The sequence below is a fragment of the Photobacterium damselae genome (assembly GCF_003026815.1).
GTDB lineage: Bacteria > Pseudomonadota > Gammaproteobacteria > Enterobacterales > Vibrionaceae > Photobacterium > Photobacterium damselae.
The window spans coordinates 40,864-62,678 of the sequence record NZ_PYOG01000004.1; the positions used below are offsets into that span (position 1 = coordinate 40,864).

At 43.4% G+C, this 21,815-nt stretch carries 21 protein-coding genes; 5 read left to right on the forward strand and 16 right to left on the reverse strand.

Features of this window, described 5'->3' with window-relative positions; genetic code table 11:
- Window positions 1-182: 182 nt before the first annotated feature.
- The 3 genes from mazG to rlmD form a co-directional block, all read right to left on the reverse strand.
- Window positions 183-980 carry a nucleoside triphosphate pyrophosphohydrolase gene (mazG, locus tag CTN07_RS05700; protein ID WP_005297757.1) on the reverse strand — a complete coding sequence of 266 codons (798 nt, stop codon included), beginning with the start codon at window positions 978-980 and terminating at the stop codon, window positions 183-185.
- A 65-nt stretch (window positions 981-1,045) separates the two neighbouring features.
- Window positions 1,046-3,265, reverse strand: coding sequence for a GTP diphosphokinase (relA, locus tag CTN07_RS05705; RefSeq protein WP_005297756.1), 2,220 nt, complete (start codon window positions 3,263-3,265; stop codon window positions 1,046-1,048).
- Between the two features lie 62 nt (window positions 3,266-3,327).
- Window positions 3,328-4,653, reverse strand: a complete 1,326-nt coding sequence (rlmD, locus tag CTN07_RS05710; RefSeq protein ID WP_005297755.1) for a 23S rRNA (uracil(1939)-C(5))-methyltransferase RlmD — start codon at window positions 4,651-4,653, stop codon at window positions 3,328-3,330.
- Window positions 4,654-4,774: 121 nt separating this feature from the next.
- On the opposite strand from rlmD, the gene barA reads away from it, so the two are divergent.
- Complete coding sequence (barA, locus tag CTN07_RS05715; RefSeq protein ID WP_005297754.1) at window positions 4,775-7,540, forward strand: two-component sensor histidine kinase BarA; 2,766 nt, start codon at window positions 4,775-4,777, stop codon at window positions 7,538-7,540.
- 113 nt (window positions 7,541-7,653) lie between these two features.
- Here barA and acpS read toward each other — a convergent pair whose 3' ends face one another.
- From acpS to rpoE, 11 genes are all read right to left on the reverse strand, one after another.
- A complete protein-coding gene (gene acpS / locus CTN07_RS05720; protein ID WP_005297753.1) occupies window positions 7,654-8,034 on the reverse strand; it encodes a holo-ACP synthase in 381 nt (126 codons plus the stop codon).
- Window positions 8,034-8,765, reverse strand: coding sequence for a pyridoxine 5'-phosphate synthase (pdxJ, locus tag CTN07_RS05725; RefSeq protein ID WP_005297752.1), 732 nt, complete (start codon window positions 8,763-8,765; stop codon window positions 8,034-8,036). The genes acpS and pdxJ overlap by 1 nt, the downstream gene beginning before the upstream one ends.
- Window positions 8,762-9,472: a DNA repair protein RecO gene (recO, locus tag CTN07_RS05730; protein ID WP_005297751.1), complete on the reverse strand. Its 711-nt coding sequence runs from the start codon at window positions 9,470-9,472 to the stop codon at window positions 8,762-8,764. The genes pdxJ and recO overlap by 4 nt, the downstream gene beginning before the upstream one ends.
- A gap of 9 nt (window positions 9,473-9,481) precedes the next feature.
- Window positions 9,482-10,387, reverse strand: coding sequence for a GTPase Era (gene era, locus CTN07_RS05735; RefSeq protein ID WP_036763249.1), 906 nt, complete (start codon window positions 10,385-10,387; stop codon window positions 9,482-9,484).
- On the reverse strand, window positions 10,384-11,058 hold the full coding sequence (rnc, locus tag CTN07_RS05740) for a ribonuclease III (protein WP_036763248.1): 675 nt from the start codon (window positions 11,056-11,058) through the stop codon (window positions 10,384-10,386). Before rnc ends, era begins: the two co-directional genes overlap by 4 nt.
- A 10-nt stretch (window positions 11,059-11,068) precedes the next feature.
- The gene (gene lepB, locus CTN07_RS05745) at window positions 11,069-11,959 is read right to left on the reverse strand and encodes a signal peptidase I (RefSeq protein ID WP_005297748.1); all 891 of its coding nucleotides are present in this window, start codon (window positions 11,957-11,959) and stop codon (window positions 11,069-11,071) included.
- Window positions 11,960-12,107: 148 nt separating this feature from the next.
- Window positions 12,108-13,904, reverse strand: coding sequence for a translation elongation factor 4 (lepA, locus tag CTN07_RS05750; RefSeq protein WP_036763246.1), 1,797 nt, complete (start codon window positions 13,902-13,904; stop codon window positions 12,108-12,110).
- Window positions 13,905-13,981: 77 nt separating this feature from the next.
- Window positions 13,982-14,479 carry a SoxR reducing system RseC family protein gene (locus CTN07_RS05755; protein WP_036763243.1) on the reverse strand — a complete coding sequence of 166 codons (498 nt, stop codon included), beginning with the start codon at window positions 14,477-14,479 and terminating at the stop codon, window positions 13,982-13,984.
- Between the two features lie 14 nt (window positions 14,480-14,493).
- Window positions 14,494-15,474 (reverse strand): sigma-E factor regulatory protein RseB, encoded by a 981-nt coding sequence (gene rseB / locus CTN07_RS05760; protein ID WP_005297745.1) that lies wholly within the window; start codon window positions 15,472-15,474, stop codon window positions 14,494-14,496.
- Window positions 15,474-16,124 carry an RseA family anti-sigma factor gene (locus CTN07_RS05765; protein WP_005297743.1) on the reverse strand — a complete coding sequence of 217 codons (651 nt, stop codon included), beginning with the start codon at window positions 16,122-16,124 and terminating at the stop codon, window positions 15,474-15,476. The genes rseB and CTN07_RS05765 overlap by 1 nt, the downstream gene beginning before the upstream one ends.
- Window positions 16,125-16,147: 23 nt before the next feature.
- A complete protein-coding gene (gene rpoE / locus CTN07_RS05770) occupies window positions 16,148-16,726 on the reverse strand; it encodes an RNA polymerase sigma factor RpoE (RefSeq protein WP_005297741.1) in 579 nt (192 codons plus the stop codon).
- Window positions 16,727-17,139: 413 nt separating this feature from the next.
- Between rpoE and nadB the strand changes: the two genes are divergently transcribed.
- Window positions 17,140-18,756, forward strand: a complete 1,617-nt coding sequence (gene nadB, locus CTN07_RS05775; protein ID WP_036763241.1) for an L-aspartate oxidase — start codon at window positions 17,140-17,142, stop codon at window positions 18,754-18,756.
- A gap of 47 nt (window positions 18,757-18,803) precedes the next feature.
- Here the strand turns inward: nadB and CTN07_RS05780 are convergent, their stop codons facing one another.
- Together CTN07_RS05780 and CTN07_RS05785 are read right to left on the reverse strand one after the other, a co-directional pair.
- Entirely contained in the window at window positions 18,804-19,256 is a 453-nt protein-coding gene (locus CTN07_RS05780; RefSeq protein ID WP_151182663.1) for a protein YgfX, read from the reverse strand.
- The gene (locus CTN07_RS05785; RefSeq protein WP_005297738.1) at window positions 19,225-19,485 is read right to left on the reverse strand and encodes an FAD assembly factor SdhE; all 261 of its coding nucleotides are present in this window, start codon (window positions 19,483-19,485) and stop codon (window positions 19,225-19,227) included. Before CTN07_RS05785 ends, CTN07_RS05780 begins: the two co-directional genes overlap by 32 nt.
- Window positions 19,486-19,753: 268 nt before the next feature.
- On the opposite strand from CTN07_RS05785, the gene ygfZ reads away from it, so the two are divergent.
- The 3 genes from ygfZ to CTN07_RS05800 all read left to right on the forward strand — a co-directional run bounded on the left by ygfZ (window position 19,754) and on the right by CTN07_RS05800 (window position 21,748).
- Window positions 19,754-20,725, forward strand: coding sequence for a tRNA-modifying protein YgfZ (ygfZ, locus tag CTN07_RS05790; protein ID WP_005297737.1), 972 nt, complete (start codon window positions 19,754-19,756; stop codon window positions 20,723-20,725).
- Window positions 20,726-20,731: 6 nt separating this feature from the next.
- Window positions 20,732-21,199 (forward strand): aminoacyl-tRNA deacylase, encoded by a 468-nt coding sequence (locus tag CTN07_RS05795; protein ID WP_036763236.1) that lies wholly within the window; start codon window positions 20,732-20,734, stop codon window positions 21,197-21,199.
- A 177-nt stretch (window positions 21,200-21,376) separates the two neighbouring features.
- Complete coding sequence (locus CTN07_RS05800; RefSeq protein ID WP_050787743.1) at window positions 21,377-21,748, forward strand: hypothetical protein; 372 nt, start codon at window positions 21,377-21,379, stop codon at window positions 21,746-21,748.
- Window positions 21,749-21,815: the final 67 nt, after the last annotated feature.

Genomic DNA, 21,815 nt, shown 5'->3' on the forward strand with positions numbered 1-21,815 from the left:
AATTAGTATACCAGACACCTTTTATTGCTACAACGTGAAAACTATCACAGCTGCCCACGTTTTTTTTTGTTTCAAATCAATTAAGCTAACTAGTCACTCTAATTGCTTATTTTTGCAGCCATTAACCAATAAAAATTGGCAAATTAGCCTCAACCAAATTCTTTATTACGACCTGTGAAAAATCATTTTAGTTCCATTTTTTTCACAATATTCCATTCTTGGTCTAACTGTTCCAGTGAACAATTTGAAATTTCCATACCTTTTTCTAGCACATTTTTTTCAACTTTGCGAAATCTGCGCTCAAATTTTTTATTGGCTTTTTGCAGTGCTCGTTCTGGATTCACATTAAGATGACGACTTAAATTCACTACTGAAAATAGAAGGTCGCCCATCTCCTCTTCAATTCGATTTTGATCAAGGGTGACTTGCTGATATTCATCCATCACTTCATCTAACTCTTCGACAACTTTTTCAGCAACAGGTGCCAAACTATCCCAATCAAAACCAAATTGGGCACATCGTTTTTGAATTTTATCGGCACGAGTAAGGGCTGGCATCGCTAACGGTACATTAGCCAAAATACTATTATCGACAGCTTTATCTGCTCGCTCTTTGGCTTTTTCGGCCTCCCAATTAGCTTTCACTTCGGCTTCGGATGCAAACTGTTTATTGGCAAAGACATGAGGATGACGACGAGTAAGCTTTTCACAAATTCCGGCAACGACCTCATCAAAATCAAATAAATCCTGCTCTTTTGCCATTTGGCTATAGAACACAACTTGAAATAATAAATCGCCCAACTCTTCTTTAACATCGAGCCAATTTTGTTTTTCAATCGCATCAGCCACCTCATACGCCTCTTCAAGAGTATAAGGGACAATAGAATCAAAGCTCTGCTTAATATCCCAAGGACAACCGTCTTTAGGATCACGTAATTTGGCCATAATAGATAAGAGCTGTTCGATGTCTGAAGATTGCATAATCATTCCTTAAAAACAAAAACGGGCAGCACTGTGGCTACCCGTTATCTAATTATTGTTATGTACTAGTATAGACGTTTAGCTTCTGCCACATCTTTAACTTGCTCGATTCGCTTTAAGACTCGACCAAGCACTTCTAAATCGGTTAATTCAAGTTCAAAGTCCATAATCGACATCTGTTTCTTAAAGTCGATTCGGCTCTTCATCCCAGAAACTTTCACCTTTTCATTAGAAAACGTATTGGTTAAGTCTTTAATTAAGCCATTTCGCTCAGAGGCCGTCACTCGAACCGTGATGGTGTAGTTACCGGCATAACCTCCGCCCCATACGGTATCAATGATTCGTTCTGGTGCATGATGGCGTAACTCATCTAACTGTTCACAATCACTACGGTGTACTGAAATACCCCGACCTTGAGTGACAAATCCTTGAATATCATCACCTGGAATTGGCTGACAGCAACGCGCTAAGTGCGTCATTAGGTTATCAACCCCTTCGACAACCACCGCATCACGTTGTGGTTTCTTGGCGGTTCGAGCTTTTACCTCTGTCAATTTCTCCAACAATTGCTGATCTTCTTCTTCAGCAGTTGGTTTATTTACCAGGGCATTAATATGGTTGATAACTTGATTGATTCGGACATCACCACTACCGATGCCGGCAAACAGTTCATCTGGCGTTTTCACATTAAAACGCTTAATCGCATACGCTTCCGCATCTTTTAATGTTGCACCAATTTTGGCTAACTCTTGCTCAAGAATTTCACGGCCAGCAATGATGTTTTTATCGCGATCTTGTTTACGGAACCAAGCATGAACCTTAGCTCGGGCTCGACTCGAATTAACAAAGCCTAAGTTAGGGTTTAACCAGTCGCGCGATGGGTTGGGCTCTTTTTGGGTGATAATTTCAACCTGATCCCCCATCTGTAGGTGATATGTGAAAGGTACAATACGCCCTTCGACTTTAGCACCAATACAGCGGTGTCCCACTTCAGAGTGGATGTGATAAGCAAAATCTAATGGCGTTGCATTAAGCGGTAAGTCAACGACATCTCCCTTGGGAGTAAAAGCATACACGCGATCATCAAACACCTGACTGCGTAACTCGTCAAGCATGTCTCCAGAGTCTGACATCTCCTCTTGCCATGCTAGAAGCTTACGTAGCCAGTTAATTTTCTCATCATACGCAGACTTAGCACCCGAAGATGATCCTTCTTTGTATTTCCAGTGTGCCGCTACACCCAATTCAGACTCTTCATGCATCTGTTTGGTGCGGATCTGAATCTCAATGGTTTTGCCTTCTGGGCCTAACACTACCGTATGAATTGATTGGTAACCATTCGGTTTTGGGTTAGCCACATAGTCATCAAATTCTTTTGGTAGATGACGATATTTGGTATGTACAACCCCGAGCGCGGCATAACAATCTTGCAATTGATCAGCAATAATACGCACCGCACGAACATCAAACAGTTCATCAAAGGCCAAGTTTTTCTTCTGCATCTTACGCCAGATACTATAGATATGCTTAGGTCGGCCTTGCACTTCGGCTTTAATATTTGAAGCTTTCATGGCTTCAGATAAATCAGTCACAAAGTGAGTAATGTAGTTTTCACGATCGATACGTCGCTCAGATAACTGCTTTGCTATCTGCTTATAGGTATCTGGGTGTTGATAGCGAAAAGCGTAGTCTTCAATTTCCCATTTGAGCTGACCGATACCTAAGCGATTTGCTAACGGCGCATAGATATTGGCACACTCTTGTGCTGCAGTACGACGAACAGCATCTTCTTCATCTTTGACTTCGCGAAGATGACAAATACGTTCGGCTAATTTAATCACTACGCAGCGAAAATCATCCACCATCGACAACAACATGCGACGAATATTATCAACTTGTCCAGGTTGTGCCGTTTCTTCAGTGGTTGATTTTAGTTGGCTAATGGCGCACATCTGCTCAACGCCAACAACCATATGAGAAATTGTAATGCCATAGTCTTCAGTTAAAGCTTCGTGGCTATATAACCCCGCTTCAACCAAAGGAAATAGCATCGCAGCGACCAGTGTATCGGCATCCATACTTAGGGTAACTAAGATTTCTACCATTTCGCGACCGCGCCATAACAATAACGCGGCTGACTCTTCCTCTGTCACCAAGCTTAAACATCGCTCATAAGTAGACTTAATTTGCTCTGCCGTTGCCGGCTCTTGCTGCAAACTATCAACCCATACAGCTAATTCAAACTTGGAATTTTCCTTTAAATGCGCCCCACGAACTGCGACCATTTTTCTATCCTGCTATCTTCTAAAATAGTGAAAACACGCCGTTCTGATACTGTTGTTTATTATTACTTAGAACGAACAAATAACGCCATTGACTCTAAATGTCCGGTGTGAGGGAACATATCCATCATACCCAATTGAGTTAGCTGATACCCTTTATGCAAAAGTATCTGACTATCACGAGCCAATGTTGCTGGATTACATGACACATAGACCACTTTTTCTGGAGCAAGTTTAACTACGTGTTCCATTACACCTGCAGCGCCAGCACGAGCAGGGTCGAGTAAAATCTTGTTAAATGGCTTCTTTGCCCAACTAAACTCAGTCACATCCTGTTCTAAGTTAGCTTGGAAAAACGCCGCATTATTGATTTGATTATATTGAGCATTGTCTTGTGCACGATGAACCATTTCATCAACACCTTCAACACCTACCAGTGTGTTTGCTCGTTTTGCCAGCGGTAAACTAAAATTACCTAAGCCACAAAATAGATCTAACACACGGTCATCAGCTTGAACATCTAGCCAATCTATTGCTTGCTTAACCATTGCAATATTGACGTCACGATTGACTTGAATAAAGTCTTTTGGTGAAAAATATAACTTTTGGCAGTCTAATTCATAATACGGGCGATCACCAAAAATCTGCTCAATTGAGTCTGCTGTTGGGGCCATAAACAACATAATTTGCTGGGATTTTGCAAACTCAAGTAGCTTACTCATATCAGCATCAGAGAAAGGTTGCAGATGACGAATCATCACCACTCGACCATTATCCGCTTCTACCAATTCCACATGGCCTAAGTGTTTACGCCCTTTTAAACTGTTTAATAGCTCGCGCAATACAGGTAACAGTTCATTTAGTGATTGAGCAAGAACCATGCATTGCGGCACATCTACAATCTCTTTACTCTGCTTTTTACGGAAGCCAAACTGCAATTGACCGCGATTATCTAACCGGATACCAAATCGAGCACAGCGGCGATAGTGCGTATCGGGACCGACAATCGGTTTAGCCTGAGTAATTGCTTGATCAGCCCCGGCAAACTTAGTCATTAACTCAGTTAACGATTGCTGCTTGGCCGTAACCTGACCTTGATGAGATAAATGCTGCAAGTTACAGCCACCGCACTGGTCATAGATAGGACATTGAGGTTTAATACGCGCCTGACTATCAGTTAAACGCTTTATCACGCGGGCACGCGCATATTGCTTTTTATCTTCAGTGAACTGAACAACCGCACTTTCACCTGGAAGTACTCCCTCAACAAAAACAGGTTTATTGTTGAGATGGCCGATACCCGCTCCTAGATGGTCAAGGCGAGTAATGGTAATTTCCTTATGTTTAGTATCGGTAATTTTACGTTTTTGAGGCTTAAAAAAGCGTGCCATAGTGTTTTGCTCACTGTTCAGACATTGAGTGTTTGTCGAATGGCCCTTGATTCTTTAAGCTAAGGGCCTCTAATGGGCGACAATTCTCCCACAGAATCGCATTCTTGTAATTAAGAGAACCATGACCAGATACGGACTTCGTGCTCGGGTTTTTACCCTAACATTAGCACCCACACTGATTATAGGCTTGTTATTAAGTGCCTTTTTTACCCTGAGTCGCTATCAGGATCTTGAGCACCAATTAATATCAACAGGCACCAGTATTATTGAGCCGTTGGCGATCTCCGCAGAATATGGCATGACAGACAAAAACCGCGAAGCAGTTCGTCGTCTGATCAGCTATGCCCATCGCAAACATTCTAACATAGTCCGCAGTATTGCGGTGTTTGATGCGCATAATCAGCTCTTCGTCACTTCTAATTTCCATCGCAATTTTGAAGCGCTGATGTATCCACCTGATAAACCAATCCCCCCATTATTGGAAACGGAGTTGCGCGACAATGCTTTAATTATGCGAGCCCCGATTCTAACCGAAGGGCAATTTGGTCCCCATGCAGATCCTAGCTTACGAGGCACACCACTTGGCTATATCTCGCTTGAATTAGATCTTAGCGCACTACGATTACAGCAATATCAAGAGGTCTTTACGGCTTTAATGGTCTTGTTATTAGGGCTAACCTTATCATCGCTATTTGCCTATCGTTTGATGCAAGATGTGACTCGCCCTATTTCTCATATGGTTAGTGTGGTTGACCGTATTCGTCGCGGCCATTTAGATATTCGAATTGAAGGCCGATTACTGGGTGAATTAGACACACTAAAAAATGGCATCAATGCAATGGCAATTTCATTGTCTGAATACCATGTAGAGATGCAACAAAGTATCGATCAGGCAACATCCGATCTTCGAGAAACCTTAGAGCAATTAGAAATCCAAAACGTTGAGCTTGATATTGCGAAAAAACGAGCACAAGAAGCGGCCCGAGTAAAATCAGAATTCTTGGCCAATATGTCACACGAACTTCGAACGCCACTCAATGGTGTGCTGGGCTTTACTCGCCAGATGCTAAAAACGCGACTCAACCCAAGTCAGCAAGACTATCTGCTTACCATTGAAAAATCGGCCAATAATCTCTTAACCATCATTAATGATATTTTGGACTTCTCTAAACTCGAAGCGGGTAAACTATTACTGGAAAATATCCCATTTGATTTTGCTGAATCCTTAGATGAAGTCATGCGCCTTCTGGCCCCGACAGCCCATGAGAAAGGATTAGAGCTTACCTTAAAAGTCGATGATCGCATTCCACCAAGTCTTATTGGTGATGCCCTACGTATTCAGCAAGTGTTGACCAACTTAATTGGCAATGCGGTGAAGTTTACCGAACGTGGCAATATTGATGTCACAGTAGAGCTCAAATCAGACAAAGATGATGAAGGGATTGAGCTGCAGTTTATGGTGCGAGATACCGGTATTGGTATTTCTGAACGACAGCAAGCGCAACTGTTCCAAGCCTTTAGTCAAGCAGATGCCAGCATTTCACGTCGCTATGGCGGCACAGGATTAGGATTGGTTATTACTCAAAAACTGGTCTCTCAAATGGGTGGTGAAGTGAGTCTAACCAGTCGTTTGCATCAAGGATCAACCTTCTGGTTTACTGTCCGCCTAACCAAAACTGATTTGCCTGTATCACAACTTATTGATACTTCATCACTTAGTGGTAAAAAAGTACTACTGATTGAGCCGAACATGCAGGCAGCATCTGTGATACAACAGCGCTTAATTAATGTGGGAGTTCATGTTACCTACCGCTCTGTTATGCCAGAAGATGTGGAACGCCACGATTACACCCTATTGTGTTTATCACCTGGTGAACAACCACCGATTGCAACATTAATCGACCAAGTCTTTAAGGCTGAACAAATGACCGATAACGTCATTGTCTGCCTACCAACAACAGAGCTGGCGCTATCTGAGCGTTTGGTGAATGCGGGAGTGAGCGCCTGCTTAGGTAAGCCATTAAGTCAGCGCCGACTGTTTGAAGTGATGTGTGGTGATAATGAGCAGATGGAACCTGAACAGCCACTACTTCCAGAACCGGCTAGCCCAATTCAACCTCTTACTGTGATGGCTGTGGATGATAACACAGCTAACCTTAAGCTTATCTCTGCCCTTTTATGTGAACGAGTAGAAACCGTCATTACGGCAACCGGTGGTCGCAAAGCTGTTGAGTATGCAAAACAGAAAGCCTTTGATCTTATCTTTATGGATATTCAAATGCCTGAAATGGATGGGGTTACCGCATGCCAGCAGATTCACGATACCGAACTCAACCGCACCACGCCAGTTATTGCAGTAACGGCCCATGCGATGGCCGGTGAAAGAGAGCGCTTAATTAACGCTGGAATGGATGACTACCTCACCAAGCCGATTGAAGAGCACATTCTACAACAAGTATTGGGACGCTGGATTGCTCCTATTGAATCTCAAATAGAGCCTCAAGCTTTAATTGCGCCATTACCGACATCGGTTGAGTCAGTACCCAAACAAGATATCAGTTTTGATTGGGATCTGGCTCTAAAACAAGCGGCAGGCAAAGAAGATCTTGCTCGCGATATGATTCAGATGCTGCTTGATTTTATGCCTGAAGTTGAAATGTTGGTTAATGAAGCCTTAGATGGCAAAGAGGTCGATCTCTGGCCTCCAATTCATAAATTGCACGGCAGCTGTGCCTATAGTGGAGTGCCACGATTAAAAAATCTCTGTCACACCATAGAAACAGCTCTTAAAGGCAACGCATCGAATGAAGATATTGAACCAGAGTTGTTTGAGTTAGTCGATGAAATGGAAAATGTGGTCCGCGCTTCCAAAGCTTATCGGACTTAATTCTAATTTATTGTTTTAATAGCTTAACAACAAAAAAACGAGTACTTACCGATAATAGGAAGTACTCGTTTTTTATTGGCTGGGAACAAAAAGCGCAAACTAACCAGGAAATTTCAGCACTCTAAAATAACCGTTGCTACCGCATAATGACGCTCATCAGCAATGGTTAAATGAACGTGGTTAACCAAACGTTGTTGAGCAAACTTCTGTGCTTGCCCGGTTAGGTTTAGTAACGGCTTACCGAACTCATCATGACCAACTTCAAAGTCTTGAAAACTCACGCCCGCGGCAATACCCGTTCCTAACGCTTTAGCCGCCGCTTCTTTTACCGCAAAACGTTTAGCAAGAAATCGTTCTGGACGTTTGGTTTGACTCAGCTCGATTAATTCACTGGCAGTTAGAATGCGCTCAGCAAAGGCCAGCCCCTGTCGTTGCCATACTTTCGCCACTCGCTCAATTTCAGCGATATCGGTTCCCAGTCCAACAATAGCCATTAGCGACGTGCATCCAACATCAATTGACGCATATCTGCAACCGCGGTGCTTAAACCATCAAACAGAGCTCGTCCCATAATAGAGTGACCAATATTAAGTTCATATAGCTCAGGAATTGCAGCAATGGCCGATACATTATGATAAGTAAGACCATGCCCAGCATTGACTTTAATACCGAGATCAGCGGCATAACTGGCAGCTGCAGCTATCTTTTTCAACTCAGCTAACTGCTCGCATTCATTGGTTGCATCGGCATAATGGCCAGTATGAAGCTCAATAAATGGCGCACCACACGCTTTTGCCGCATCAATTTGCAAACGATCTGCGTCGATAAATAGAGAAACTTTAATACCAGCTGCGGTTAGTTTTTCTGTCGCAGATTTCACTTTCTCAAGTTGGCCAGCAACATCTAATCCACCTTCGGTTGTCAACTCTTCACGTTTTTCTGGGACTAGACAGACATATTCAGGCTTTATTTCTAATGCAATGGCAACCATCTCATCGGTAACCGCCATTTCAAGATTCATGCGAGTCTGAATGGTTTCTCGTAAAATACGCACATCGCGATCGGTAATATGACGGCGATCTTCTCGCAAGTGAACGGTAATACCATCGGCGCCAGCACGCTCTGCAATTTCCGCTGCATGAACTGGATCTGGGTAACGTGTACCGCGGGCATTACGAAGAGTGGCGACGTGATCAATATTAACGCCAAGAAGAATGTGGCTCATGTTCTGGTACTCCTTCCTCGCGGGATAAACAGCTCCCGACTTTTTAACGGCTTCGACCCTAAATAAGGTTTTAAAGCAATCCGTGTAAAACGTTTAGCCGCTCGCAACTGTTCTGGGGTTTCAAAGCGTCTTGCATCAATGGCTTTAAGTTGCTCACCGGTAAAAGTGAGTTGACCCATTTTAATCGATGCAATGAATCCCTGCTGCTCACGGTAGTTATAAGTCATATTATCTTCGACAGGCAATCCGCTGCCTGCACAATGAAGAAAGTCGATACCATAACCGAGATGTTGTAATAATGCTAATTCAAATCGGCGCAGAGCAGGTTCTGGATTATCAGCTTGGGCAAGCTCACGCAATACATTGAGATAATCCAGAAACAGCACAGGATAAGGGGTTTGTGCTTCTAAAACTCGACACAAAACCTCATTAACATACATAGCAGAATAGAGAATATAGCTGCGCATCGGCAGACCGATACTGATAGGTTCAGCATGGGTGAGGACAGGCATACTTCCTTTACCCGACCATTTCATAAATAGTGGTGTAAAAGGTTGCAAAGCCCCTTTAAGATTAGAACGCTTACGTCGCGCCCCTTTTGATAAGATAGAGAGACGGCCTGAATCTTCACTAAAGACATCAAGAATCAAGCTCGTCTCACTGTAAGGACGAGAATGAAGGACAAAACAGCGTTGAAGCCCTTCCATTAAAGCCCCTTATAGATCGTCGATATAACCTAGACTGCGAAGTGCTCGCTCGTCATCAGCCCAACCAGATTTCACTTTAACCCAAAGTTCTAAATACACTTTGCGTTCAAAAAGCTCTTCCATATCGATACGAGCTTCGCGACCAATCACTTTGATCTTTTGGCCCGCTTTACCGATCACCATCTTCTTCTGACCAGTACGCTCAACCAAGATCAGACCGTTAATATCAAAACCGTCAGTTTCTGGGTTGTAGTCAAAGCGCTCAATTTCTACGGTAACTGAGTAAGGAAGCTCATCACCAGTAAAACGCATCAACTTTTCACGAATGATTTCTGATGCCATAAAGCGCTGAGAGCGATCTGTTACATACTCTTCTGGGAAGTAGTAATCACACTCTGGCAGATGATTGCGAACGATTTTTTCTACCACCTCAATGTTAGTACCGTGCTTAGCAGATACTGGTACTACATCAACAAAATTCATTTTGCTGGCAATTTCTTGCATATGAGGGAATAGATCGTATTTCTCTTTTACGTTGTCGACTTTGTTAACCAAAAGAACCGTTGGTAGCTGAGCTTTTTCAAGCTTACGCAGTACCATCTCGTCATCTTGTGTCCACACAGTGCCGTCAACAAGAAACAGTACTAACTCAACATCGGTTAATGAACTGCTTGCTGCACGGTTCATTAAACGGTTGATAGCACGTTTTTCTTCAATATGAAGTCCTGGAGTATCAACATAAACCGCTTGATAACCATCGCGCGTATCCACCCCCATAATACGGTGGCGGGTCGTTTGAGGCTTACGCGAAGTAATAGACAATTTCTGTCCTACTAAGCGGTTTAAAAGTGTCGATTTACCTACATTTGGGCGACCGACAATGGCGATAAAGCCACAATGTTGTTTATCTGTCATGATTCCAACTGTTGAAGAGCTAATTCTGCCGCAGCCTGTTCAGCCTTGCGTCGACTGCCGCCTTTACCGACAACAGGCTTATCCAAACCTGTTACTTCACATTGTACTGTGAACTCTTGGTTATGAGCTTCACCATGTACCTTAGTTACAGTATATGCAGGTAATGGTAGACGGCGACCTTGCAGACACTCTTGTAAACGTGTTTTAGGGTCTTTTTGGTTTACACCCGGCTGGATGGTTTCCAGACGAGACTGATACCAATCCAGTACGATGTTGCGTACTTTTTCAATATCACTATCCAAATAAATCGCGCCAATGATTGCTTCAACACAGTCAGCTAGAATTGAATCACGACGGAAGCCGCCACTCTTTAGCTCACCAGGGCCTAGCAGTAAATGATCGCCTAGTTCGAATTCACGACCTAATTCGGCAAGTGTTTTACCACGGACCAGTGTTGCACGCATACGGCTCATATCACCTTCATCCACATTAGGAAAACGGTGATATAAGTCATCAGCAATTACAAAGCTCAAAATCGAGTCGCCAAGAAATTCTAAACGCTCGTTGTGAGTACCATTAGCACTGCGATGTGTCAGTGCTAATGTCATCAACTCACTCTTGTTAAATTGGTAACCCAGCTTGCGCTGAAGTCTATTCGCTGGAGTTGTCATTTTATCTCAATTAAATAATTTTACCGATGCGGTTAAAACGCACACCTGTAGGAATCCAAGATGGCAAAATACTATCTGGACTACGATCAAATTCGAAACTGATCCAAATTGCGACCGCCTTACCTACTAAGTTTGCCTCCGGTACAAAGCCCCAATAACGGCTATCTGCACTGTTATCGCGGTTATCACCCATCACAAAGTATTCACCCTCAGGTACTACCCATTCAGCCACACCAGGACGAGGTTGATACGCTAGCGTACGATCTCGACGTAGTGGGTTAATCAGAATATTGTGGCTCACATTACCTAACTGTTCTGTTAACTCAATCATACCCGGCATTGGCGGATACTGACGAGGATCAGTTTGAGGTACTGGAGTACAAACATCCGAACCCTTAGGCGCAATACACAGCTGCTTATTGCCATTGTAACGTACGGTATCGCCAGGAAGGCCAACAACACGCTTAATGTAATCAATTTTAGGCTGTGGTGGATATTTAAATACTACTACATCTCCACGCTTTGGTTCACCTAAGCTTAGGAACTTATCGTGGAAAACAGGATCACGTAAACCATACACATGTTTATCAACCAAAATAAAGTCACCCACCAACAGAGTTGGCATCATAGACTCAGATGGAATCTGAAATGGCTCATAAACAAATGAACGGAAGATCATGATTAATGCAATAACCGGGAACATTGAGCTTGCCGATTCAACCCAACTAGGTTGTGGGGCAATTTGCTCTAGGGTTTTAGCATCTACTTGATCGCCAGCATTAGCCGCCGCAGCTTCAATCTTTGCTCGTCGTTTTGGCGCCCAAACAAATTTATCCAACGCCCAGATGATTCCGGTAACTAAGGTTGCTAACACCAGAATAATCGAAAAAGTATTTGCCATATGTTTCCCTAATTAATGTAACGGGTAGAGCACGATACTCTACCAAACTTATTTCCGTTTAGAGCGCTTAAGAGAAAGAAAGTGCCATTTAATAAATTAAATAAGCACTTTCTTGAGTCTTTATTCCGCAAAAACAGAAGTAAGGTTACTACTTATCTTTACCTACATGCAAAATAGCAAGGAACGCTTCTTGAGGCAGTTCAACGTTACCGATCTGCTTCATACGTTTCTTACCTTCTTTCTGCTTCTGTAGCAGTTTCTTCTTACGACTTACGTCACCACCGTAACATTTTGCGATAACGTTCTTACGTAACTGTTTCACCGTAGAACGCGCAATGATGTGGTTACCGATTGCCGCTTGAATTGCGATATCAAACATCTGACGAGGAATGAACTCTTTCATCTTCTCAACTAAATCACGACCACGACCTTGAGAGTTCTCTTTGTGGGTGATAATAGCAAGAGCATCAACACGCTCGCCGTTTAGAAGAATATCAACACGAACCATGTCGGATTCTTCATAACGTTGGAAGTTATAATCTAGTGATGCATAACCACGAGAGGTTGATTTTAGACGGTCAAAGAAGTCTAGAACCACTTCAGACATTGGAATGTCATAAGTTAGAGCGACTTGATTACCGTGGTAAACCATATCAACCTGTACGCCACGTTTTTCAACACACAGAGTAATTACGTTACCTAGGTAGTCACTTGGAACCAGAATATTACAGCGCGCAATTGGCTCACCAATCACTTCGATGTCGTTTACTGCCGGCAATTTTGCTGGGCTATCAACATACAGAGTCTCACCACTGGTCTTCTTCACTTCGTACACTACTGTTGGTGCCGTTGTGATCAGATCAAGGTCGTACTCACGCTCTAGACGCTCTTGGATAATTTCCATGTGCAGCATACCCAAGAAGCCACAACGGAAACCAAAGCCAAGTGCACTTGAACTTTCTGGTTCATAAAATAGCGATGCGTCGTTTAGGCTTAACTTACCTAGTGCATCACGGAAGTTTTCATAATCATCAGATGATACAGGGAACAGACCGGCATAAACCTGAGGCTTCACTTTCTTAAAGCCAGGAAGCGCAGTTTCACAACCGTTTTTAGCCAGTGTTAAGGTATCACCTACTGGTGCACCTAGGATATCTTTGATACCACAAACAACCCAGCCCACTTCACCAGTATTCAGTACTGTTTTATCAACCTGTTTTGGTGTGAAGATACCTAAACGGTCTACACCCCAAGTTTGGCCAGTACTCATTACTTTGATCTTGTCATTTTTCTTTAGTTGACCGTTTTTAATACGTACTAAAGAAACAACACCTAAGTAGTTATCGAACCATGAGTCGATGATTAGAGCTTGCAGCGGCGCATCAGGATCACCTTCAGGAGATGGGATCGCCTCTACAATTTTTTCTAATACGTCATCAACACCTAGACCTGTTTTCGCAGAACAGCGAACAGCATCAATAGCGTCGATACCAACAATATCTTCAATTTCTTCTGATACACGCTCTGGTTCTGCAGCAGGTAAGTCAATCTTATTTAAGATTGGCACTACCTCTAGATCCATTTCAATAGCGGTGTAACAGTTCGCTAGAGTCTGAGCTTCTACACCCTGACCAGCATCAACCACCAGCAATGCACCTTCACAGGCTGCAAGAGAACGAGATACTTCGTAAGAGAAGTCTACGTGTCCTGGAGTATCGATAAAGTTTAATTGATAAGTTTCACCATCTTTTGCCGTATAGTCGAGCGTCACGCTCTGGGCTTTGATGGTGATACCGCGTTCGCGTTCAAGATCCATGGAGTCTAGAACCTGTGCGGCCATTTCGCGATCAGAAAGGCCACCACAAACTTGGATTAGACGGTCGGATAAGGTCGACTTACCATGGTCGATATGTGCAATAATCGAAAAGTTACGAATGTGCTTCATGAATTGGCGTGACTAACTCGTAATTAAAATGAATGGGATCGTAAGATCGAGTGGGCGGATTCTACCGAATTTCACCGCTAGTCGCTATCTTTCAATGCAGCATTTATCAGATTATCGGTAGAAATAGGTTGTCCCAGTACTCGAATCAAACTTGGTTTATAGGCGGAATTCCCTTCCAGCTGCTTCGCATAATAGCGTACAACTGCCAATCCCACCCCAGTACTAACTATGGCGCAAAGTATAACACCGAGCTCACCTTGATAGTGAACAGTATTAAGTATCCACTGACTAAACACCGTACCTAGCACCAAAAATAACAGCGGCAGCATATAAACCAGTAAGGCTGAACTTAACATACTGCGCTCTGATAGGCCGATTTCAACCACCTGACCTATCGATACTTTTTCATTGCTATTTAATGTAATCGAGTGAGCTCGACCCGGAATGGCTTTGCTCACAATACCCGTACCGCAACTGTCTCGCGAGGCACAATGACCACAGCTAGTTTGTTGCTGACAACTGACGGTGATTTTTCCCGGTTCAACGGCAACCACCGTTGCAAGTGTTTGCATCATAGGACTATCGTCTCTTACTTGGTTGTATCTTGTGCACTTGTGGCATTAAACACAACAGAATCGGCAACACGACGTGCTGTTGATGGCGGAATATCGCCGACAACCGTCACTTCCTTATTACCCATTGCTACGCTGGTGAGAGTACGTCTTCCTTGGCGAACCAATTGTTCTCTTACAGTATAGTTATCAATACTTGACACATAGACTGAAAAGCTAAATAAGCCATCACTGAACATCTTACTTTCAACAGGACGTTCAGTCAGCATTAAACGGTGACGACTGCCAGACATCGCCTCAAACCCCTGAGGAAGCCAATCAACTTTCCAATCTAGGTTTTGTTTTTGCTGTGGCGGTAAATGTACCACGGCTGGCAATTCTACCGTTTGGAGCTGCTTTAAGATCTGCTGGACTCTTGAATTAATCACAAAAGCGACCACTCGATACTGTTCCAGTGGTTCACCATCGCGATCTAAGAGATCAGCTCGCATCACCAAATGATTTTTCTGGTCAATCCAAAGTAGATAAGAATAACGCAAACCATCTTTAGGTGCGATACGAACCACATCACAGGCCACACCGGCTTCGCGTGCTTTCCCCATCGAAATAAAGTCGTAAGATTGCGCTAAGCTTTTCAGATCTGTTCCCATCACAGGAGGCAGAGGCGCAACCATTTTATTACTTTCAATGGTAAAAGGATCAATCCCAGGTTCAAAATAGCTTACCTCGTTACCACGTTGAATCACTTCTCGTGGTGGTCCACTTAAATACATTAAGTGAGCATACGGTTCGCCATTTTCTAAAGCATGGCGATAGCGAAGCGGTTCTATACTATTTTTCTTAATTAGGATGTATGACAGTTCATAGTTAAGGTTTTGGCTAGCCTCGTCCATTTGATGCAACAAAGCCTCTGACGAGGCTGTTATACCTTCGGCAGAGGCTTGCAATGGCATCGCGAGACTGACCAGTGCAAATGCACCGACCAGAAATTTTTTCATTAATGAGCCACTGTATTATCAGTTTCAAGCTTAGTTTTATCGATGCTACCATCTTCTGCATTAAAGCGTAACTGCAATTCATAATCTTGCAACATCGCATTAATTCGGCGGCGCTGTTCCATTAATTGAGCTTCACTTGGTGCACTGCTATGCGAATTACGCAAAGAGTCACGAGTAAAGCTTACTGGTTCAGCTTTGCCTGCAAATGGAATAGTCTGCAACACTGGCATGGTTTCTGGCGCATTGGTTGCGTTCGAATCGGAGCCATTGTACTGCTGAACACCAACAATAACCGCAAGCGATACACAAGCTGCAACGGCAACTTGACCAAATTGAGTAAGCCATGCAGGCAGAAAACGTTTTGCTTGTTGCGGTGTTGGTTGAGATTCAACGATATCTTTAGCAACTTGAATGTCAACAACCTCAGCAGTAGATACTGAATGTGCAGGTTCAGCGTCTAGTGCTAATGCGACATTAGCAGCAATATCCCATTCCTTGCATTGTGGCGCATCACCTCGCATAACATCACCAATTAGGTTGTAGTCATGCCAGCTTAATTCGCTTTCCTTATCAACTGTCAGGGCATTAATGATGCTCTGATCAAGATCTTCGCCATCCAATAACGCCGAAATCTTTTCTTTATCAGCCATTTTATTCACCGTAAGGCTAAACATTATCGCTGCAAGAGAGGTTGAATGCGTTTTTCAACAGCTTCTCGAGCTCGGAAAATACGAGAGCGTACTGTACCTACAGGACACCCCATAACTTCGGCAATTTCCTCGTAACTAAGTCCATCTAGCTCACGCAGTGTAATCGCCATTTTTAAGTCTTCAGGTAAAGATTCGATGGTACTAAAAACCACCCTCTTCAGTTCATCAGACAACATTTGGTTCTCAGGGTTCGAAATTTCTTTCATTGCACTACCGGTTTCGTAGTACTCCGCATCATCGGCATCAATATCAGATGCAGGCGGACGGCGGCCCTGAGCAACTAAGTAATTCTTTGCTGTATTAACGGCAATACGATAAAGCCAAGTATAAAAAGCACTGTCGCCTCGAAATGTCGGAAGCGCACGGTAAGCCTTTATAAAAGCTTCTTGGGCAACGTCGGGTACATCACCTGAATTACTCACATAACGTGAGATCAGGTTACAAACTTTATTCTGGTATTTTATGACCAATAAATTAAAAGCTTGTTTATCTCCTCGCTGCACTCGTTCGATTAATACCTGATCGGTTTGCTGCTCGCTCATTCGAGCGTGTACTCCTATAATCTGTGTTCACTCGTGATTTCACTATTACTGAGTTCGCTTATGGGGTTACATCGTAATAAAAGCAACGCCTTGCTTGATAACTCATGCTTTTGCAGTCTTAGTTTTCAAAAATTTAGAACATAAAACTTTGCAATAAAAACAGTGTAATATGAAACGGTTATGAGCTTGAGCACTATTTAAGACTCAGGAAAAAAGACAAAGTTCCTGACAAGAGCGATTTTTTTTGTATTAATAGTGCTCAATATGACTAACGCTAATTCGGATTATATAGCGTTAGCATGCATTATGGTGATAGTCCTAGCATACATTTGCTAACTATCACGCGAATTTGCCTCATAATGACAAATTCCGCGCAAAATGGGAAACAACAACCACAGGGACTGGGAATAAATATGACCGACACTCCCCAACATCAGTGCGATGTACTCGTCATTGGTAGCGGCGCAGCTGGCCTATCTTTAGCACTTCGTTTAGCCTCAATTGGTAACATTACAGTTTTAAGTAAAGGCCCGCTTAGCGAAGGGGCAACCTATTACGCTCAAGGTGGAATTGCCGCTGTTTTTGATGAATCAGACAGCATAGACTCTCATGTACAAGATACCTTAGTCGCCGGAGCTCACCTTTGTGATGAAGCCGTGGTGCGTTTTATCGCTGAAAATGCAAAAAATTGTGTTCAATGGTTAATTGACGGTGGCGTTCCATTTGATCAAGAAGAAGCCAGTGATGAACAATCTCCTCGTTATCATCTCACCCGAGAAGGCGGTCACAGCCATCGTCGAATTTTACATGCGGCAGATGCCACCGGAATGGCGATGCAGAAATCACTGCAAGAAAATGTGATCGATCATCCCAATATCAATTTGTTAGAAAGACACAATGCGCTCGATTTAATCACCACACACAAACTGGGACAAATGGATAAGCCCAATCGTGTTCTTGGGGCCTATGTCTGGAATCGAAATCAAGAGCAAGTGGAAACCATTCGCGCCCGTTTTGTTGTTCTGGCAACGGGCGGAGCATCAAAAGTCTATCAATATACCTCCAATCCAGACGTCTCTTCAGGTGATGGTATTGCAATGGCATGGCGCGCAGGATGCCGTGTTGCTAACTTAGAGTTCAATCAGTTCCATCCAACATGTTTATACCACCCAGATGCTCGCAACTTCCTGTTGACCGAAGCACTCCGTGGTGAAGGGGCCTACCTTCGTCGACCAGATGGCTCCCGTTTTATGCTTGAGTTTGATGAGCGAGCAGAGTTAGCCCCGAGAGATATTGTTGCCCGAGCCATCGACTATGAAATGAAACGTCTAGGCGCCGATTGTATGTACCTAGATATCAGTCACAAACCGGCTGATTTTATTATTAAGCATTTCCCGACCATCTATGAAAAACTGCTGACCTTTGGCATTGATATCACCCAACAACCCATTCCTATTGTGCCAGCGGCTCACTATACTTGTGGTGGTGTGGTCGTTGACACCGAAGGTCATACCGATCTGGCTGGCCTTTATGCAATTGGTGAAGTCAGTTATACCGGTCTACATGGCGCCAATCGCATGGCATCAAATTCATTACTTGAGTGTGTAGTCTATGCCTACGCCGCAGCACAAAGTATTGGAGAGCAATGGTCTGAAATTGCGATGCCAGATTCTTTGCCAACTTGGGATGAAAGCCAGGTTTCTTGCTCCGATGAAGAAGTGGTTATTCAGCATAACTGGCATGAACTTAGATTATTTATGTGGGACTATGTGGGAATTGTCCGCTCAACCAAACGGTTAGAACGGGCGATGCGGCGTATTCAGCTCCTTAAACAAGAGATTGACGAATATTACGGTAATTTCCGAGTATCTAATAACCTATTGGAGCTACGTAACTTAGTTTTAGTTGCTGAATTAATTGTTCGCTGTGCCATGGAACGAAAAGAGAGTCGAGGCTTGCACTATACGCTAGATTATCCAGATCTTGAGCCTAACTCACACCCAACGATTCTAACGCCACACCAAGAGTAATACTGCACCAGCCGCTAGCTAAATGGCTTATACGTAAGTGTATTGGGCTAGCGGTAGTGCTGATTAAGCCATAATGCTAAAGTTCGATACTGCTCATCGGTTGTCATGCTTGGATCTAGCCAGAGCCAACCTTGAGTACATTCCAATAATTCGATCTTCAATAAATAGCCCCATCGAGAACGAAAGCGAACCTCAATAATCGTCCCAAAATACCCTTGCCAGCAGATACTCTGATCCATAGAGATAATAAGTACCCCTTGCTGAGACATAATGACCTGATAACGTCGCCACCACTCACACAATAGGTACTCCCCCCATAGCCACAGTAATGCAATAGTTAAGTAGGAAAATAGATAACGGTGATCCGATAAAAGCAGAAAATAGGCAGATAAAAAAAGAGCAAAAGCAATACTCAAATAACCGAGATTGAGCATTACTTTTGCGCGATAAGAAGGCGTAAAGTGAAGACTAGCGAAGCTTACTGTTGTTATGGGCGACAATTTTATCCACCATTACAGCAAGAGCTGGATCTTCACTGCGACCATGATTCATAACCCACTTAAAGAGATCTGGATCATCACAACCAAGTAATGCAATAAAGTCTTGCTGTTCTTGCTCCGATAAACCATCGAAACACTCTTCAAAAAACGGCATGATGATCACATCAAGCTCTAACATACCACGGCGACATGCCCATTTTACGCGCGCTTTATCATCGGCACTTAACATACAAAACCTCAGTTCATCCCTGCGATATATTCTGCTGCAGGCTTATTTTTTCTAAGTGTCCATAGTAGCAAGAGCCATCATTTTCGACCATGAGATAGCTCAAGCAATCGACTAAGTTGCGATCTTAGATCAATTTTATTCAAGAAAGTCTTAATGTTGCGTTTCTTAAAAAGGCTTGTTCATTCTTAATCTCTACCTCGATACTCGCATCTAGGAGGGGTTTAGGTATAACATAACGCATAACTGATTTAATTTAGAGAATACCCTTATGAGCACTCCGTTTAATTTCTCATCATTAGCCTTGAGCTCGCAAGATGCTCTACCGTCATTGGCAGTGATCGATTTACACGATTGGGCAGCGGTTACCTTAGTTGGCCAGGATGCTAAGTCTTATTTGCAAGGTCAGGTAACCTGCGATGTGGTTTCATTACCTGAGCAAGAATCAACGCTTGGCGCTCATTGTGATGCCAAAGGAAAAATGCGTACTATATTTCGTCTTTTCCACCACCAACAAGGCTATGCCTATATTCAACGTCAAAGTGTGATGGATTCACAACTGCCTGAATTAAAAAAATATGCGGTATTCTCCAAAGTAGAGATCAAGCCAAGCAATGAAGTCATTTTAGGTATTGCGGGCAGTGATGCTCAAGCCTTTATTGATCAACACTTTAATGGCACGAGCAATGTACGCCATCATGACCAAGGCAGTGCCATCAAAATTGATGAACAGCGCTGGCAATTACTGATCAGTCCTGAACTGGCCGAGCAACTGATCCACGCTCTACCAGAAAAAGCCACTTGTTGTGATAGCACGCTATGGGATCTTTATGATATTCGCGCCGCTCTTCCTCGTATTGATAGCGCGATCGAATTAGAATTCATTCCTCAAGCACTTAATCTACAAGCGGTCGATGGCATAAGCTTTAAAAAAGGCTGCTATGTGGGCCAAGAAACCGTGGCTCGAGCAAAGTATCGCGGTATTAATAAGCGTGCCATGTTCATTGTTACTGGCCATGCCGACCATGCGCCTCAAGCTGGCGATAGTATTGAACGCCAAGTAGGTGAAAACTGGCGTAGCGGCGGTACTGTTATTACAGGCTATCACTTTAGCGATAATCATGCTCTTGCGCTTGTGGTTTTACCCAACGATCTAGAACCTGAAACCTCGCTACGTTTTGCAAGCGATGAGATTGCCCATTGGCAGTTAGCAACTCTGCCATACTCATTGGCTGATGCCTAATCAAACATGAAGACTACCGTAACACAATTGCTTGAGCTAGAAGGGGTTAATTACCGTCTTCTACCCCATAGCAAACCAGCAAAAACCATAGCAGAAGCGGCAACAGAGCGAGGCGTTGCCGCAGAACAAATGGTCAAATCGATTCTATTGCGCGATATGTCTGGCTTTCATGTCTTAGCTTGTGTGCCAGGCCCTTGCTCGGTCGATCCCAAAAAAGTTCGAGCACTCCTTGGTTGTCGTAGAATGACCTGTGCTGATGCCACCGATGTTGAGAAAATTACAGGCCTGGTCATTGGTACCGTTGCTCCTATCGGCCTTAAATCGCCCCTACCTATTGTGTTTGATCACCAGATAAAACAGCACAACTTGGTTAATATTAGTAGCGGCGATCGTATGGCGGGAATTGAACTTGAAATGGATGATTTAGAACTGCTATGTGATCCTATTTTTGCTGATATTTGCCGCGATGAATAACCCACTGTAGATCACATTTTAACTAAATCTCTCTAAGGTGATTTCATCATATTGTGAAGTCACCTTAATTTTAGTCTCAAGTCTCAACCGAGATCGTAATTACAGTTTTGCATAGAGTTGCATTTATGTAGAATATCCTTTCAATAATCATTTGCTTGTATTATTGAGGAAACCATTATGAGCCACCATTGCAACCACTGCGACTTTCAAACTGAACAACTGCTTCCCCAAGATTATGTCATTACCCCACAAGGGAAAAGAGTTACCACCCAGTCTGTTACTTCTACCTTTTCTTCTCTCTACCACATCAACGATCAGCAACTCCATCAAGCGTTAAACCATCAAACCCCAGAAGCGACAATTATTCAGCAAATGCTAAACCAGCTAACGGGCCAACTCCACCCTCACCATTGTCACCAATGTGCTCGTCCATTTAGCTTAGATTTACAACGAGATAAACATGCTTGCCCACACTGTTGGTCGCAAGATATTAGTTCTGCCAATATGGATAATACTTGCCCGAAATGCCATCAAGGCCAAATCGGTTGAGTAAAGCAGTTGGTCTAATAATCGGTTGTTTCGTACAATCATATTACCGTTACATGGCAAACTAACT

Coding starts and splice junctions, on each gene's coding strand:
- rnc (WP_036763248.1), bottom strand. CDS start 11,058: ATGACAACTCCAGCGAATAGACTTCAGCGCAAGCTGGGTTACCAATTT.
- pdxJ (WP_005297752.1), bottom strand. CDS start 8,765: ATGAGCCACATTCTTCTTGGCGTTAATATTGATCACGTCGCCACTCTT.
- era (WP_036763249.1), bottom strand. CDS start 10,387: ATGACAGATAAACAACATTGTGGCTTTATCGCCATTGTCGGTCGCCCA.
- mazG (WP_005297757.1), bottom strand. CDS start 980: ATGCAATCTTCAGACATCGAACAGCTCTTATCTATTATGGCCAAATTA.
- CTN07_RS05765 (WP_005297743.1), bottom strand. CDS start 16,124: ATGGCTGATAAAGAAAAGATTTCGGCGTTATTGGATGGCGAAGATCTT.
- rseB (WP_005297745.1), bottom strand. CDS start 15,474: ATGAAAAAATTTCTGGTCGGTGCATTTGCACTGGTCAGTCTCGCGATG.
- rlmD (WP_005297755.1), bottom strand. CDS start 4,653: ATGGCACGCTTTTTTAAGCCTCAAAAACGTAAAATTACCGATACTAAA.
- lepA (WP_036763246.1), bottom strand. CDS start 13,904: ATGAAGCACATTCGTAACTTTTCGATTATTGCACATATCGACCATGGT.
- nadB (WP_036763241.1), top strand. CDS start 17,140: ATGACCGACACTCCCCAACATCAGTGCGATGTACTCGTCATTGGTAGC.
- CTN07_RS05800 (WP_050787743.1), top strand. CDS start 21,377: ATGAGCCACCATTGCAACCACTGCGACTTTCAAACTGAACAACTGCTT.
- barA (WP_005297754.1), top strand. CDS start 4,775: ATGACCAGATACGGACTTCGTGCTCGGGTTTTTACCCTAACATTAGCA.
- CTN07_RS05755 (WP_036763243.1), bottom strand. CDS start 14,479: ATGATGCAAACACTTGCAACGGTGGTTGCCGTTGAACCGGGAAAAATC.
- CTN07_RS05795 (WP_036763236.1), top strand. CDS start 20,732: ATGAAGACTACCGTAACACAATTGCTTGAGCTAGAAGGGGTTAATTAC.
- ygfZ (WP_005297737.1), top strand. CDS start 19,754: ATGAGCACTCCGTTTAATTTCTCATCATTAGCCTTGAGCTCGCAAGAT.
- rpoE (WP_005297741.1), bottom strand. CDS start 16,726: ATGAGCGAGCAGCAAACCGATCAGGTATTAATCGAACGAGTGCAGCGA.
- CTN07_RS05785 (WP_005297738.1), bottom strand. CDS start 19,485: ATGTTAAGTGCCGATGATAAAGCGCGCGTAAAATGGGCATGTCGCCGT.
- lepB (WP_005297748.1), bottom strand. CDS start 11,959: ATGGCAAATACTTTTTCGATTATTCTGGTGTTAGCAACCTTAGTTACC.
- relA (WP_005297756.1), bottom strand. CDS start 3,265: ATGGTCGCAGTTCGTGGGGCGCATTTAAAGGAAAATTCCAAGTTTGAA.
- recO (WP_005297751.1), bottom strand. CDS start 9,472: ATGGAAGGGCTTCAACGCTGTTTTGTCCTTCATTCTCGTCCTTACAGT.
- acpS (WP_005297753.1), bottom strand. CDS start 8,034: ATGGCTATTGTTGGACTGGGAACCGATATCGCTGAAATTGAGCGAGTG.